Here is a 15361-nt window from a genome sequence, read left to right as displayed (position 1 = left end):
CGATGACTAAAGAAGAAATTGAACAAGCCAAAGCGCAACTTGCACAAGCATTACAAGACATTAAAGATTTAGTGAAAGCTAAAGAAGATGCGAAAAATGCTATTAAAGCATTAGCAAATGCGAAGCGTGATCAAATCAATTCAAACCCTGATTTAACACCTGAGCAAAAAGCAAAAGCACTCAAAGAAATTGACGAAGCTGAAAAACGAGCACTAGAAAACATTGAAAATGCTCAAACTAAAGATCAATTAAATCAAGGATTAAATTTAGGATTAGATGATATTAGAAATACACATGTATGGGAAGTTGATGCACAACCTGCTGTAAATGAAATTTTTGACGCAACACCTGAGCAAATCCTAGTTAATGGTGAACTCATTGTGCATCGTGATGACATCATTACAGAACAAGATATTCTAGCACATATCAACTTAATTGATCAGCTTACAGCAGAAGTTATTGATACACCGTCAACTGAATCAATTTCTGATAGCTTAACAGCAAAGGTTGAAGTAACATTACTTGATGGATCAAAAGTGATTGTTAATGTTCCTGTGAAAGTAGTAGAAAAAGAATTGACAGTAGTCAAACAACAGGCGATTGAATCAATTGAAAATGCGGCACAACAAAAGATTAATGATATCAATAATCACGCAACATTAACACCTGAACAAAAAGAAGCTGCGATTGCAGAAGTTAATAAGCTAAAACAACAAGCTATTGAGCAAATTAACAATGCAGCAGATGTTCATACGGTTGAAGAAGTTCAACACCAAGAACAAGCGCATATTGAACAATTTAATCCAGATCAATTTACAATTGACCAAGCCAAATCAAATACTATTAAATCAATTACTGATGCTATCCAACATATGATTGATGAAATTAATGCAAGCAAGGATTTAACTGATAAAGAGAAGCAGGAAGCTATATCTAAATTAAATCAATTAAAAGAACAATCAATTCAGGCGATTCAACGTGCGCAAAGCATCGATGAAATTACGCAACAATTAGATCAATTTAAAGCGCAACTGAAAGTGGCAAATCCATTTGCTAAAGAATTGGAAAAACGTAAAAAAGTAGCGATTTCAAAAATTAAAGATATTTCTACAGATAAAATTGATCGCATTAGAAATAGTACAATAGGAACTGCTGAAGAAAGACAAGCAGCAATGAATCGAATTAACGAAATTGTGCTTGAAACAATCAGAGATATTAATAATGCGCATACGCCACAACAAGTTGAGGCTGCATTGAATAATGGTATCGCACGAATTTTAGCAGTACAAATTGTAACATCTGATCATAGCAAACATTCATCAAATTCAGATGGTCAATCTAATAGTCATATAAGCATCGGTTATGGCACTGTAAATCATCCATATAACAGTACGACTAGTGGACATAAAAAGAAATTGGATCAAGATGATGAAATCGATCCACTTCATATGCGTCATTTCGGTGACCGAATTGGTAATGTTATCAAAAACGCACTTGGCGTTGTTGGTATTTCTGGATTACTTGCTAGCTTCTGGTTCTTCATTGCGAAACGTCGTCGTAAAGAGGATGAAGAGGAAGAATTGGAAATTAGAGATAATAGCAAAGACAAGAAGAAAGGTTCAATAGAAGGTACTAAACATTTACCACTTTTATTTGCGAAACGTCGCAGAAAAGAAGATGAAGAAAATGTGGAAGTTACAAATGAACACACAGATGAAAAAGTGTTGCAAGATAACGAACATTCACCACTCTTAATCGCAAAACGACGCAAAGATAAAGAGGTAGATGTTGAAACAACAACTAGTATTGAATCTAATGAAGATGATGCACCTTTATTATTGGCTAAAAAGAAAAATCAAAAAGATAACCAATCCAAAGGGAAAAAGTCCGCATCAAAAAAACCTTCTAAAAAGGTAGCAGCTAAAAAGAAGAAAAAGAAATCTAAAAAAAATAAAAAATAATTTGTTTCTTCGATAAAAAGAGGAGCACCGATTGAAATTATGTCAGTCGGTGCTCCTTTTATTTGTTCTTTTTAATTAATTTGTACAATGCTTGCTGTGCGTGTTGATTCGCTTCTTTGTTTTGTTCTCTCGGAATCCATTTAACAAATAATAAATCAAAATCTTGTTCAAATATTTCCAATTGATCAAAATAAGGTTTAAATTTTGCATTTTTTACATAACCAGCGTTAACACTATCTGCAATTAACTTAGAGTCCGTGTACAACAACGCATTGCTAACGTTTAATTCACGGGCGTGCTTCAATGCATAGATACAAGCAGCCCATTCTGCAGTGTGGTTATCCATTTCGCCTAACTCATGTGTATATATATAATGCTGCTCATCTTCTTTGATTACAATGGCACATGTACTTATACCTGGATTTCCTTTCGTCGCAGCATCAAAATTTATTTTCGCCATAATAAGCCTACTTTCTATTCAATACTTAGTTAAAGTTACTATTACTGTAATACAAAATATGTTGGGTAATCCATTAAAAAACACGCATCACTTAAATAAGTAACACGTGTTTAAAATATTCACTGATTCAAAGATGATTTTCTAATACGTAGTACTGTAATATACTTCCCAAAAAATCATCATGATAAAATTTTCTCAAATATCAGCTTTAAAACTTATTCTATTATGTAGTAAGTGCTTTAATAGCCTTGATCCAATTTATCAATCTTACCTTTACGATAAAATGATTTAGCAATATATCCAAATGGTACATTGAAAACTGTCGAAGCTAATTTTAGTACGTATGTTGTAATAAATATTTCAAATACAACTGTACCAGGTAAACTTCCGATAAATGCGATAGCTACAAATAAAGCTGTATCAATTATTGAGCTTAAAAATGTACTACCATATGCACGGATGAAAAACGTTTTATCAGAACTAAATACTTTTTTAATTAGTGAAAAGATAAATACATCAATATGTTGACCAATAATATATGCGACGATTGAGCCTAAAGCAATGCGTGGCACAACATCAAAGATTGCGTGTAATGCTTTTTGTGCCATATCTTCTGGTGCAGGAATAAAATGTAATGACAATTGCATAACAATAATCATAATTAATGTTGATGAAAAGCCTAACCAAACTGCTCTTTTTGCAACTCTACGCCCATAAATATCGTTTAATATATCTGTTGCTAAATAAATAGAAGCAAACATGACATTACCTAAAGTTGCTGAAATACCAAAGATTTCTACAGTTTTAATCACTTGTATGTTGGCAATGATCGTGCCAATTGCAACCCATGCAATTAAACCTTGTTTACCAAAAAAGCGATACATAAGTACCATAAGCAGGAACGTTGCAATAAATGTAACTAGTCCTAAAATTTCATTATACATATTAAAATGTCCTCCTAAATTTTGATCATGCGGGTGTTTAGAAACCGCTCAATAAATAACTTACTCATTTTACTGAAAAATCGTTTGCGATGCAATAGCATTTGAATATAAATACATTTTACGTATAGAATTGTAAAAGGTTTCATTCAAATCTTAGGGTCAAAAATGTTATAATATTTTTATGTCAAATTTAAAACAGTAACACTTATTTCCAAGGTTGCAATATTTTGAAGTAATAAAGGAAGTGTCGCGTATTTTAACTTTTTCAGAGCAAAATGCACTCGCGAAAATAGATGATTTAATGAATACTTATTGCAATCAATGTCCAATCAAAACTCGTCTGCGTAAATTAGAGGGGAAAACGAAGGCGCATCATTTTTGTATCAATGAGTGTTCAATAGGGAAAGAAATAAAACAATTAGGAAATGAACTTCAATAGGAGGAAGTCAAATGCAAATTATATCTATATCAGAAACACCGAACCACAACACAATGAAGATTACACTTAGTGAAAGCAGAGAAGGTATGACATCAGATACGTATACTAAAGTTGATGATTCACAGCCAGCTTTTATTAATGACATCTTAAAGGTTGAAGGTGTTAAATCAATTTTCCATGTTATGGACTTTATTTCAGTAGATAAAGAAAATGACGCAAATTGGGAAACAGTATTGCCAAAAGTAGAGGCTGTATTCGAATAAATTTTTCATCAACTAGTATTCGGGGGGATAAAGTATATGGAAATTTTACGTATAGAGCCAACGCCAAGTCCAAATACAATGAAAGTTGTTTTGTCATATACAAGAGAAGACAAGTTATCTAATACTTATAAAAAAGTAGAAGAAAATCAACCAAGATTTATAAATCAGTTGTTATCTATAGATGGTATCACTTCCATTTTTCATGTCATGAACTTCTTAGCTGTTGATAAGGCACCAAAAGCTGATTGGGAAGTCATATTACCTGATATTAAAGCTGCTTTTTCTGGTGAAAGTCAGGTGTTGGAATCTGGAAAAGACCCACAAATTGACAATCATTTTGGTGAAATTAAAGCTGAACTATTAACTTTTAAGGGTATACCGTATCAAATTAAGCTAACTTCTGCTGACCAAGAATTAAGAGAACAATTACCACAAACATATGTTGATCATATGACTCAAGCGCAAACAGAACATGACAATATTGTTTTTATGCGTAAATGGCTAGATTTAGGAAATCGCTATGGAAATATTGAAGAAGTAATGGATGGTGTCCTAGAAGAAGTACTAGCTACCTATCCAGAATCACAGTTACCTGTATTGGTAAAACATGCTTTAGAAGAAAATCACGCAACTAATAATTATCATTTCTATCGCCATGTCTCTTTGGATGAATATCATGCGACTGATAATTGGAAGACTCGATTACGAATGTTAAACCATTTTCCAAAGCCGACTTTTGAAGATATACCGTTGCTTGATTTAGCTTTATCTGATGAAAAAGTACCGGTTAGACGTCAAGCGATTGTATTATTAGGAATGATTGAAAGTAAAGAAATTTTACCGTATTTATATAAGGGGCTTCGTGATAAAAGTCCTGCTGTAAGAAGAACTGCAGGGGATTGCATAAGCGATTTAGGGTATCCAGAGGCACTACCAGAAATGGTGCTACTATTAGATGATCCACAAAAAATCGTTAGGTGGCGTGCTGCTATGTTTATCTTTGATGAAGGTAATGCAGAGCAGCTTCCCGCACTTAAAGCCCATATTAATGACAATGCGTTTGAAGTTAAATTACAAATTGAAATGGCCATATCTCGTATTGAAAACGGAGATGAAGCACTTGGTTCAGTATGGAAACAAATGGCGAACAGAACAATTTAATTGGAGGAATTAAATATGAATGCATATGATGCTTATATGAAAGAAATTGCGCAACAAATGCGTGGCGAATTAACTCAAAATGGTTTTACAAGTTTAGAAACGAGCGAAGCAGTATTAGAGTATATGAACCAAGTAAATGCTGATGACACTACTTTTGTAGTTATTAACTCTACATGCGGCTGTGCAGCTGGATTAGCAAGACCAGCTGCAGTAGCAGTTGCAACACAAAATGAACATAGGCCTACAAATACAGTTACAGTTTTTGCTGGGCAAGATAAAGAAGCAACTGCTACAATGCGAGAATTCATTCAGCAAGCACCATCTAGTCCTTCGTATGCTTTATTCAAAGGTCGAGATTTAGTTTATTTTATGCCTAGAGAATTTATCGAAGGTAGAGATATTAATGACATTGCAATGGACTTAAAGGATGCCTTTGACGAAAATTGTAAATAGTACACATAAATAAATATAAAGGTTAACACATTTTATAATATTAAAAATGGTGTCTGTCATTGAAAATAGAGAATATAGTTGTATTCCATTTGTTATATAAAGTACGTTCTTACCAACTATATTTTCTAGAAATTTAACTGTTTTAATAGGACATCAAACATAATATTCAAATCATGTGTTAACCTCTTTTTTAAAATTTTTTAGCATTAAAGTTATAGATTTGGGTAAACAATTAGCAATTGGAAACATAGATCACGTTATGATGTGGCAGGTACTTAATCAGCATTTTATAAATAAAGTAACGGAATTCATGATTTTAATATCATATTACTAAAATGAGTGATAACAAAATGCTACATAAAGTTTAATTATATCGAACTAAATATACATACTATAAATAATGAAAATGAGGTGTTATCGCATATGTTGAATTCATTTGATGCAGCATATCACAGTCTTTGTGAAGAAGTTTTAGAAATAGGAAATACACGAAATGATCGCACAAATACAGGTACGATTTCGAAATTTGGTCATCAACTTCGCTTTGACTTATCTAAAGGATTTCCACTATTAACGACAAAGAAAGTTTCTTTTAAATTAGTAGCGACCGAATTATTATGGTTCATTAAAGGAGATACAAATATCCAATACTTATTAAAGTATAATAATAATATTTGGAACGAATGGGCTTTTGAAAATTATATCAAATCAGACGAGTATAAAGGTCCAGATATGACAGATTTCGGGCATCGTGCATTGAGTGATCCTGAATTTAACGAACAATATAAAGAACAAATGAAACAATTTAAGCAACGTATTCTTGAAGATGATACATTTGCGAAGCAATTCGGTGATTTAGGTAATGTTTATGGAAAACAATGGCGAGATTGGGTTGATAAAGATGGTAATCATTTTGATCAACTAAAAACAGTAATTGAGCAAATTAAGCATAATCCAGATTCAAGACGACACATCGTATCTGCATGGAATCCAACAGAAATTGACACAATGGCACTTCCGCCTTGTCATACAATGTTCCAGTTTTATGTCCAAGATGGTAAGTTAAGTTGCCAGTTATACCAACGTAGCGCAGATATCTTTTTAGGTGTGCCATTTAATATCGCAAGCTACGCTTTATTGACACACCTTATTGCCAAAGAATGTGGACTTGAAGTAGGAGAATTTGTGCATACATTTGGAGATGCACATATTTATTCAAATCATATTGATGCGATTCAAACACAATTAGCACGTGAAAGTTTCAATCCTCCAACATTAAAAATTAATAGTGACAAGTCAATTTTCGACATAAATTATGAAGATTTGGAAATTGTTGACTATGAATCACATCCAGCAATAAAAGCTCCAATAGCAGTGTAGTCGTTGCATAGTTAGCTAACCATATAGACATCAAAATGACATCATAGTATTTTCAAGTGCAAAAAAGTACTTTTTTGTGTTAAACGTTTTCATAAATTATGCAAAATCATTATTTCTATCACACTTTATGATAAAAATTGTGTTAAATTAAAGATAACTTAGTAATAAAAAATGAAATGATAGAAGAAGGAGGATAATTATGACTTTATCCATTCTAGTTGCACATGACTTGCAACGAGTAATTGGTTTTGAAAATCAATTACCTTGGCACCTACCAAATGATTTGAAGCATGTTAAAAAATTATCAACAGGTCATACTTTAGTAATGGGTCGTAAGACATTTGAATCGATTGGTAAACCACTACCGAATCGTCGAAATGTTGTACTTACTTCAGATACAAGTTTCAACGTAGAGGGCGTTGATGCAATTCATTCTATTGAAGATATTTACCAACTACCGGGCCATGTTTTCATATTTGGAGGGCAAACATTATTTGAAGAAATGATTGATAAAGTGGACGACATGTATATTACTGTTATTGAAGGTAAATTCCGTGGTGATACGTTCTTTCCACCTTATACATTTGAAGACTGGGAAGTTGCCTCTTCAGTTGAAGGTAAACTAGATGAAAAAAATACAATTCCACATACCTTTCTACATTTAATTCGTAAAAAATAAGGGGGAAAATGACCATGACAAAACAGATTATAGTGACAGACTCAACATCCGATTTATCTAAAGAATATTTAGAAGCAAACAACATACATGTAATCCCTTTAAGTTTAACTATTGAAGGAGCTTCATACGTTGACCAAGTAGATATTACATCAGAAGAATTTATTAATCATATTGAAAATGATGAAGATGTAAAGACAAGTCAACCAGCCATAGGTGAATTTATATCTGCTTATGAAGAACTAGGAAAAGATGGCGCTGAAATCATAAGTATTCATCTTTCTTCAGGATTAAGTGGTACATTTAACACTGCTTACCAAGCAAGTCAAATGGTAGATGCTAATGTAACTGTTATTGATTCAAAATCTATTTCTTTTGGTTTAGGGTATCAAATACAACACCTAGTAGAGCTTGTAAAAGAAGGTGTCTCAACTTCTGAAATAGTTAAAAAGTTAAATCATTTAAGAGAAAACATTAAATTATTTGTAGTTATAGGGCAATTGAATCAATTAATTAAAGGTGGCAGAATTAGTAAAACAAAAGGTTTAATTGGTAATCTTATGAAAATTAAACCAATTGGTACACTAGACGATGGTCGCTTAGAGCTTGTGCACAATGCGAGAACTCAAAATTCTAGTATCCAATACTTGAAAAAGGAAATTGCTGAATTTATAGGAGATCATGAAATCAAATCCGTTGGTGTCGCACATGCTAACGTCATTGAATATGTTGATAAATTGAAGAAAGTTTTTAATGAAGCTTTTCATGTGAATAATTACGATATAAATGTAACTACACCAGTTATTTCTGCGCATACTGGTCAAGGTGCGATTGGCCTCGTAGTCCTTAAGAAGTAAATTTAATCTTTTCAGTGTTAATTACTTCCATTTCAATCCTTTATAGACTAAATTTATAATTAGATAGATAGAGGAGGTAATTCATATGACAAAAGAATATGCAACATTAGCAGGAGGATGTTTCTGGTGCATGGTTAAACCATTTACATCATATCCAGGCATCAAGTCAGTCGTATCTGGTTATAGTGGTGGTCATGTTGACAACCCAACTTATGAACAGGTATGTACGAATCAAACCGGCCATGTCGAAGCAGTACAAATTACGTTTGATCCAGAGGTTACTTCCTTTGAAAATATATTAGACATATATTTCAAAACATTTGACCCAACTGATGATCAAGGGCAATTTTTCGATAGAGGCGAAAGCTATCAACCAGTCATTTTCTATCATGATGAGCATCAGAAAAAGGCTGCTGAGTTTAAAAAGCAACAATTAAATGAACAAGGTATTTTCAAGAAACCAGTGATTACACCTATTAAACCATATAAAAATTTCTATCCAGCTGAAGACTACCATCAAGATTATTACAAAAAGAACCCGGTACATTATTACCAATATCAACGTGGTTCAGGTAGAAAAGCGTTTATAGAATCACATTGGGGGAATCAAAATGCTTAAAAAAGATAAAAGTGAACTAACAGATATAGAATATATTGTTACACAAGAAAATGGCACTGAACCACCATTTATGAATGAATATTGGAATCATTTTGCTAAAGGGATTTATGTAGATAAGATTTCTGGTAAACCTTTATTTACATCTGAAGAAAAGTTTCATTCTGAGTGCGGATGGCCTAGCTTTTCCAAAGCGCTTGATGACGATGAAATTATAGAATTAGTCGACAAATCATTTGGTATGGTAAGAACTGAAGTGCGTTCAGAAGAATCAAATAGTCATTTAGGACACGTCTTTAATGATGGACCTAAAGAAAGTGGCGGCTTAAGATACTGTATCAATTCCGCTGCAATTCAATTTATTCCATATGAAAAATTAGAAGAATTGGGTTATGGCGATTTAATATCACATTTTGATAAGTAGGAGTGGAAAGTATGTTTAAAAAATTATTCGGAAAAGGCAAAGAAGTTCAGAAAGATATCGCAATTTATGCACCATTAACTGGAGAATACGTGAAAATTGAAGATATTCCAGATCCTGTATTCGCACAAAAAATGATGGGCGAAGGTTTTGGTATTAATCCAACAGAAGGAGAAGTTGTGTCTCCAATTGCAGGGCGTGTTGACAATGTCTTTCCAACAAAGCATGCGATTGGTTTAAAAGCAGATAACGGATTAGAGTTATTAGTTCATATCGGTTTAGACACAGTTCAACTAGATGGTGAAGGATTTGAAGTGTTAGTGTCTAGTGGTGACGAAGTTAACGTCGGAGATCCATTAGTAAGATTCAACCTTGAATATATTAATAATAACGCTAAGTCTGTTATTTCACCAATTATTATTACTAACACAGATCAAGCGGCTTCAATTAATATTTATGATGAAAATGCTGTGATTAAAGGTGAAACAAAAGTGATTGATGTGACAATGAACTAATGAAAAACTATTCGTTTTATCAATTTGTCATGACAGTTCGTGGGCGACACGACGATAAAGTTCGTCTAGCAGAAGAGATATTTGACGATCTTGCTTTCCCAAAACACGATGATGATTTTAACATACTGTCTGATTATATTGAGACACATGGTGATTTCACATTGCCAATGTCTGTATTTGATGATTTATATGAAGAATATACGGAATGGCTAAAATTTTAATATAATTTTTAATAATAATAGTTAGAACCAGGGTGATGCAATTTGTTATCCTGGTTTTAATTTAAAATAAACTAAGTTGTGACTAAAAATTAATCAATTATAGTGAAATATGGTGCGCTATCTTGCATAAATTGATATGATTAACTACACAGAATTTAAAAGTACATAATACATAATAAGGAAGTGATACAATGGATGATAAGCAACACACATCTTCATCCGATGATGAACGCACTGAAATTGCAACAAGCAATCAAGACCAACAAACTAATTCATCGAAACGCGTTCACTTAAAACGTTGGCATTTCATATCAATTTTAATTGGTACAATCCTAATAACAGCTGTCATCACAGTTGTTGCATATATTTTTATAAATCAAAAAATAAGTGGTTTAAACAAAACTGATCAAGCAAACTTAAATAAAATTGAAAATGTGTATAAAATCTTAAATAGTGATTATTATAAAAAACAGAACTCTGACAAGTTGAGTAAAGCTGCAATTGATGGCATGGTCAAAGAATTAAAAGATCCTTATTCTGAATATTTAACAAAAGAACAAACGAAATCCTTTAATGAAGGTGTTTCAGGTGATTTTGTAGGTATTGGTGCAGAAATGCAAAAGAAAAATGATCAAATTATGGTTACTAGCCCTATGAAGGGTTCTCCAGCAGAACGTGCTGGCATTCGTCCTAAAGATGTCATTACTAAAGTAAATGGAAAATCAATTAAAGGAAAAGCATTAGACGAAGTTGTCAAAGACGTTCGCGGTAAAGAAAACACTGAAGTAACTTTAACTGTTCAAAGAGGCAGTGAAGAAAAAGACGTTAAGATTAAACGTGAAAAAATTCATGTTAAAAGCGTTGAGTATAAGAAAAAAGGTAAGGTTGGCGTTATTACTATTAATAAATTCCAGAATGATACATCAGGTGAATTGAAAGATGCAGTTCTTAAAGCTCACAAAGATGGTTTGAAAAAGATTGTTTTAGATTTAAGAAATAATCCAGGTGGACTACTAGATGAAGCTGTTAAAATGGCAAATATTTTTATCGATAAAGGAAAAACTGTTGTTAAACTAGAAAAAGGTAAAGATACTGAAGCAATTCAAACTTCTAATGATGCGTTAAAAGAAGCGAAAGACATGGATATATCCATCTTAGTGAATGAAGGTTCAGCTAGCGCTTCTGAAGTGTTTACGGGTGCGCTAAAGGACTATAATAAAGCTAAAGTTTATGGGTCAAAAACATTCGGCAAAGGTGTCGTTCAAACTACAAGAGAGTTTAAAGATGGTTCGTTGTTAAAATATACTGAAATGAAATGGTTAACGCCAGATGGTCATTATATTCACGGTAAAGGCATTAAACCAGACGTTCCTATTGACACACCTAAATATCAATCTTTAAATGTCATTCCTAATACGAAAACATTTAAAGTTGGAGACGATGATAAAAATATTAAAACTATTAAAATTGGTTTATCAGCTTTAGGTTATAAAGTTGATAATGAATCAACGCAATTTGATCAAGCATTAGAAAATCAAGTTAAAGCTTTCCAACAAGCGAATAAACTCGAGGTAACTGGTGAATTTAATAAAGAAACGAATAATAAATTTACTGAGTTATTAGTTGAAAAAGCTAATAAACATGATGATGTTCTCGATAAATTGATTAATATTTTAAAATAGGCGATACACACTACTAAAATTGTATTATTATTATGTTAATGACACGCTTCTTAAATTTGCAAAGAAAGCAATTTAAGAGGCGTGTTTATTTTTATTGACGTCTAACTCTAAAAGATATAAATTAGACATTTACATAATGATGTAAATAACGCAATTTCTATCATCGCTGTTAATAATTCATGCTTTAATATACTATGAGCATATACTTTTTAAATAGTATTATTCACTAGTTTTAACAATCAATTAATTAGTATATGATACTTTTATTGGTTATTTTTATCCCATAGTGTGATAATTACTATTTTTCATTCATAATAAAGGTTTAAAGCATGCTAATAGTGTGTAAGATTAACATGTACTGAAAAACATGTTTAACATAACGATATAAGGAGTGACGTACATGATCCGTCTAGGTAAAATGTCAGATTTAGATCAAATCTTAAATCTAGTAGAAGAAGCAAAAGAATTAATGAAAGAACACGACAACGAGCAATGGGACGATCAGTACCCTCTTTTAGAACATTTTGAAGAAGATATTGCTAAAGATTATTTGTACGTATTAGAGGAAAATAACAAAATTTATGGCTTTATTGTTGTCGACCAAGACCAAGCAGAATGGTATGATGACATTGACTGGCCAGTAAATAGAGAAGGCGCTTTTGTTATTCATCGATTAACTGGTTCGAAAGAATATAAAGGAGCTGCTACAGAATTATTCAATTATGTTATTGATTTAGTTAAAGCACGTGGTGCAGAAGTTATTTTAACGGACACCTTTGCGTTAAACAAACCTGCACAAGGTTTATTTGCCAAATTTGGATTTCATAAGGTCGGTGAACAATTAATGGAATATCCGCCATATGATAAAGGTGAACCATTTTATGCATATTATAAAAATTTAAAAGAATAGAGGTAATATTAATGACGAAAATCGCATTTACCGGAGGGGGAACAGTTGGACACGTATCAGTAAATTTAAGTTTAATTCCAACTGCATTATCACAAGGTTATGAAGCGCTTTATATTGGTTCTAAAAATGGTATTGAAAGAGAAATGATTGAATCACAACTACCAGAAATTAAGTATTATCCTATTTCGAGTGGTAAATTAAGAAGATATATTTCTTTAGAAAATGCCAAAGACGTATTTAAAGTATTGAAAGGTATTCTTGATGCTCGTAAAGTTTTGAAAAAAGAAAAACCTGATCTATTATTTTCAAAAGGTGGATTTGTATCTGTGCCTGTTGTTATTGCAGCCAAATCATTAAATATACCAACTATTATTCATGAATCTGACTTAACACCAGGACTAGCGAATAAGATAGCACTTAAATTTGCCAAGAAAATATATACAACATTTGAAGAAACGCTAAACTACCTACCTAAAGAGAAAGCTGATTTTATTGGAGCAACAATTCGAGAAGATTTAAAAAATGGTAATGCACATAATGGTTATCAATTAACAGGCTTTAATGAAAATAAAAAAGTGTTACTCGTTATGGGTGGAAGCTTAGGAAGTAAAAAATTAAATAGCATTATTCGCGAAAACTTAGATGCATTATTACAACAATATCAAGTGATACATTTAACTGGTAAAGGATTAAAAGATGCTCAAGTTAAAAAATCAGGATATATACAATATGAATTTGTTAAAGAGGATTTAACAGATTTATTAGCAATTACGGACACAGTAATAAGTAGAGCAGGGTCAAATGCGATTTATGAGTTCTTAACATTACGTATACCAATGTTATTAGTACCATTAGGTTTAGATCAATCCCGAGGCGACCAAATTGACAATGCAAATCATTTTGCTGATAAAGGTTATGCTAAAACGATTGATGAAGAACAATTAACAGCACAAATTTTATTACAAGAGCTAAATAAAATGGAACAGGAAAGAACTCGAATTATCAATAATATGAAATCGTATGAACAAAGTTATACGAAAGAAGCTTTATTTGATAAGATGATTAAAGACGCATTGAATTAATGGGGGGTAATGCTTTATGAGTCAATGGAAACGTATCTCTTTGCTCATCGTTTTTACATTGGTTTTTGGAATTATCGCGTTTTTCCACGAATCAAGACTAGGGAAATGGATTGATAATGAAGTTTATGAATTTATATATTCATCAGAGAGCTTTATTACGACATCTATCATGCTTGGGGCTACTAAAGTAGGTGAAGTCTGGGCAATGTTATGTATTTCATTACTTCTTGTGGCATATCTCATGTTAAAGCGCCACAAAATTGAAGCATTATTTTTTGCATTAACAATGGCATTATCTGGAATTTTGAATCCAGCATTAAAAAATATATTCGATAGAGAAAGACCTACATTGCTGCGTTTAATTGATATAACAGGATTTAGTTTTCCTAGCGGTCATGCTATGGGATCAACTGCATATTTTGGAAGTGGTATCTATTTATTAAATCGATTAAATCAAGGTAATTCAAAAGGTATTCTTATAGGGTTATGTGCAGCTATGATTTTATTGATTTCCATATCACGTGTATATCTAGGTGTACATTATCCAACAGATATTATTGCCGGCATTATTGGTGGCGTATTTTGCATTATTTTATCAACGTTATTACTTAGAAATAAATTAATCAATTAAATAGTAAAAAAACAAAAGCAGTAAACCTAAAGTGTCGTAAGGGTTTACTGCTTTTATAAAACGTTGTTATAACGTATATTGTCTTTTACGGGCATATAAAAGGGGAATATTTGAAAATGACCAATCCAACAAGAACGAAACGTTGTGGGGGGGATGTTCTATGTGGTATTGATAATCATTTTCAACTACTATTATACATTAGTGAGAATCATTGTCAATTAGAAACTAAAACTTTTTTTGAATAATTTTTAAGAATAGTAAATAAAACGCATGATTACGCTATTTTTGAAAATAAAAAAATTTGTATTTCTCATTAGAATTAGAATATTTAAAAGTGATGAGGCTTAAAAATTATATTGTTACATACTTCTTTTGAATTCATACATTATGAAATGTTACTTGCAAGTTCAAAATAGCACATTGAAATGATGTGTGATAAATGTTTAAACTACGGTCATTTTGTGAAAATAAAGATAATAACTATTCATTTTACATTAATAAAAGTCAGTATACGACAACAATTGATATTGCGGTAAGGCCTTGTGTTAAAGTATTCTATATTTAAGTACTGCAATCAGAATTAACAGAATTCCATTAACTGATTATTAAATATTTGAGTTAATAAATAATTAATGATTGTAGCTTGAAAAATTTAAAACATGGTTATTGATTTGTGATAAAATTTAAAC

At 31.9% G+C, this 15361-nt stretch carries 18 protein-coding genes and 2 pseudogenes; 18 read left to right on the top strand and 2 right to left on the bottom strand.

The window, feature by feature from the left end:
• The coding region (locus HMPREF2658_RS04555; protein WP_141758282.1) for a DUF1542 domain-containing protein at window positions 1–1961 on the top strand (1961 nt) is incomplete at its 5' end.
• Window positions 1962–2019: 58 nt separating this feature from the next.
• On the opposite strand, the gene HMPREF2658_RS04550 is transcribed toward HMPREF2658_RS04555, so the two are convergent.
• Both HMPREF2658_RS04550 and HMPREF2658_RS04540 read right to left on the bottom strand, forming a co-directional pair.
• Complete coding sequence (locus HMPREF2658_RS04550; RefSeq protein ID WP_001062932.1) at window positions 2020–2421, bottom strand: ribonuclease HI family protein; 402 nt, start codon at window positions 2419–2421, stop codon at window positions 2020–2022.
• Between the two features lie 239 nt (window positions 2422–2660).
• A complete protein-coding gene (locus HMPREF2658_RS04540; protein WP_000282160.1) occupies window positions 2661–3365 on the bottom strand; it encodes a queuosine precursor transporter in 705 nt (234 codons plus the stop codon).
• A gap of 244 nt (window positions 3366–3609) precedes the next feature.
• On the opposite strand from HMPREF2658_RS04540, the gene HMPREF2658_RS04535 reads away from it, so the two are divergent.
• From HMPREF2658_RS04535 to HMPREF2658_RS04450, 17 genes and pseudogenes are all read left to right on the top strand, one after another.
• Window positions 3610–3804: a zinc-finger domain-containing protein gene (locus HMPREF2658_RS04535; RefSeq protein WP_001795441.1), complete on the top strand. Its 195-nt coding sequence runs from the start codon at window positions 3610–3612 to the stop codon at window positions 3802–3804.
• 11 nt (window positions 3805–3815) lie between these two features.
• The gene (locus HMPREF2658_RS04530) at window positions 3816–4067 is read left to right on the top strand and encodes a NifU N-terminal domain-containing protein (protein ID WP_001165814.1); all 252 of its coding nucleotides are present in this window, start codon (window positions 3816–3818) and stop codon (window positions 4065–4067) included.
• Between the two features lie 36 nt (window positions 4068–4103).
• The gene (locus HMPREF2658_RS04525; RefSeq protein ID WP_000404632.1) at window positions 4104–5228 is read left to right on the top strand and encodes a virulence factor; all 1125 of its coding nucleotides are present in this window, start codon (window positions 4104–4106) and stop codon (window positions 5226–5228) included.
• A gap of 15 nt (window positions 5229–5243) precedes the next feature.
• Entirely contained in the window at window positions 5244–5681 is a 438-nt protein-coding gene (gene brxA, locus HMPREF2658_RS04520) for a bacilliredoxin BrxA (protein ID WP_000995282.1), read from the top strand.
• A gap of 423 nt (window positions 5682–6104) precedes the next feature.
• Window positions 6105–7061, top strand: a complete 957-nt coding sequence (locus HMPREF2658_RS04515) for a thymidylate synthase (RefSeq protein WP_000934885.1) — start codon at window positions 6105–6107, stop codon at window positions 7059–7061.
• A gap of 199 nt (window positions 7062–7260) precedes the next feature.
• Window positions 7261–7740 carry a dihydrofolate reductase gene (locus HMPREF2658_RS04510; RefSeq protein WP_000175742.1) on the top strand — a complete coding sequence of 160 codons (480 nt, stop codon included), beginning with the start codon at window positions 7261–7263 and terminating at the stop codon, window positions 7738–7740.
• A 14-nt stretch (window positions 7741–7754) separates the two neighbouring features.
• Complete coding sequence (gene fakB2 / locus HMPREF2658_RS04505) at window positions 7755–8594, top strand: fatty acid kinase binding subunit FakB2 (RefSeq protein ID WP_000166049.1); 840 nt, start codon at window positions 7755–7757, stop codon at window positions 8592–8594.
• 85 nt (window positions 8595–8679) lie between these two features.
• Window positions 8680–9213 carry a peptide-methionine (S)-S-oxide reductase MsrA gene (msrA, locus tag HMPREF2658_RS04500; RefSeq protein WP_000159902.1) on the top strand — a complete coding sequence of 178 codons (534 nt, stop codon included), beginning with the start codon at window positions 8680–8682 and terminating at the stop codon, window positions 9211–9213.
• Window positions 9206–9634 (top strand): peptide-methionine (R)-S-oxide reductase MsrB, encoded by a 429-nt coding sequence (msrB, locus tag HMPREF2658_RS04495; RefSeq protein ID WP_000913317.1) that lies wholly within the window; start codon window positions 9206–9208, stop codon window positions 9632–9634. Before msrA ends, msrB begins: the two co-directional genes overlap by 8 nt.
• Window positions 9635–9645: 11 nt before the next feature.
• A complete protein-coding gene (locus HMPREF2658_RS04490) occupies window positions 9646–10146 on the top strand; it encodes a PTS sugar transporter subunit IIA (protein ID WP_000473654.1) in 501 nt (166 codons plus the stop codon).
• Window positions 10146–10367 carry a YozE family protein gene (locus tag HMPREF2658_RS04485; protein ID WP_070854220.1) on the top strand — a complete coding sequence of 74 codons (222 nt, stop codon included), beginning with the start codon at window positions 10146–10148 and terminating at the stop codon, window positions 10365–10367. The genes HMPREF2658_RS04490 and HMPREF2658_RS04485 overlap by 1 nt, the downstream gene beginning before the upstream one ends.
• A 191-nt stretch (window positions 10368–10558) precedes the next feature.
• Complete coding sequence (locus HMPREF2658_RS04475) at window positions 10559–12049, top strand: S41 family peptidase (protein ID WP_000342148.1); 1491 nt, start codon at window positions 10559–10561, stop codon at window positions 12047–12049.
• 400 nt (window positions 12050–12449) lie between these two features.
• Entirely contained in the window at window positions 12450–12959 is a 510-nt protein-coding gene (locus HMPREF2658_RS04470; protein WP_000620198.1) for a GNAT family N-acetyltransferase, read from the top strand.
• 11 nt (window positions 12960–12970) lie between these two features.
• On the top strand, window positions 12971–14041 hold the full coding sequence (locus HMPREF2658_RS04465; protein ID WP_000160907.1) for an undecaprenyldiphospho-muramoylpentapeptide beta-N-acetylglucosaminyltransferase: 1071 nt from the start codon (window positions 12971–12973) through the stop codon (window positions 14039–14041).
• Between the two features lie 16 nt (window positions 14042–14057).
• A complete protein-coding gene (locus tag HMPREF2658_RS04460; protein ID WP_000084773.1) occupies window positions 14058–14672 on the top strand; it encodes a phosphatase PAP2 family protein in 615 nt (204 codons plus the stop codon).
• Between the two features lie 116 nt (window positions 14673–14788).
• Window positions 14789–14989 (top strand): annotated as a pseudogene (locus HMPREF2658_RS04455) (hypothetical protein).
• Between the two features lie 102 nt (window positions 14990–15091).
• A pseudogene (locus HMPREF2658_RS04450) lies at window positions 15092–15197 on the top strand (hypothetical protein).
• The last annotated feature ends 164 nt before the right edge of the window (window positions 15198–15361 follow it).

The organism is Staphylococcus sp. HMSC062H10 (assembly GCF_001836945.1).
In the GTDB taxonomy this organism is placed as follows: Bacteria; Bacillota; Bacilli; order Staphylococcales; family Staphylococcaceae; genus Staphylococcus; species Staphylococcus aureus.
Note: the sequence above shows the minus strand (reverse complement) of the source record. Positions and strands in the feature narration are given on the sequence as shown.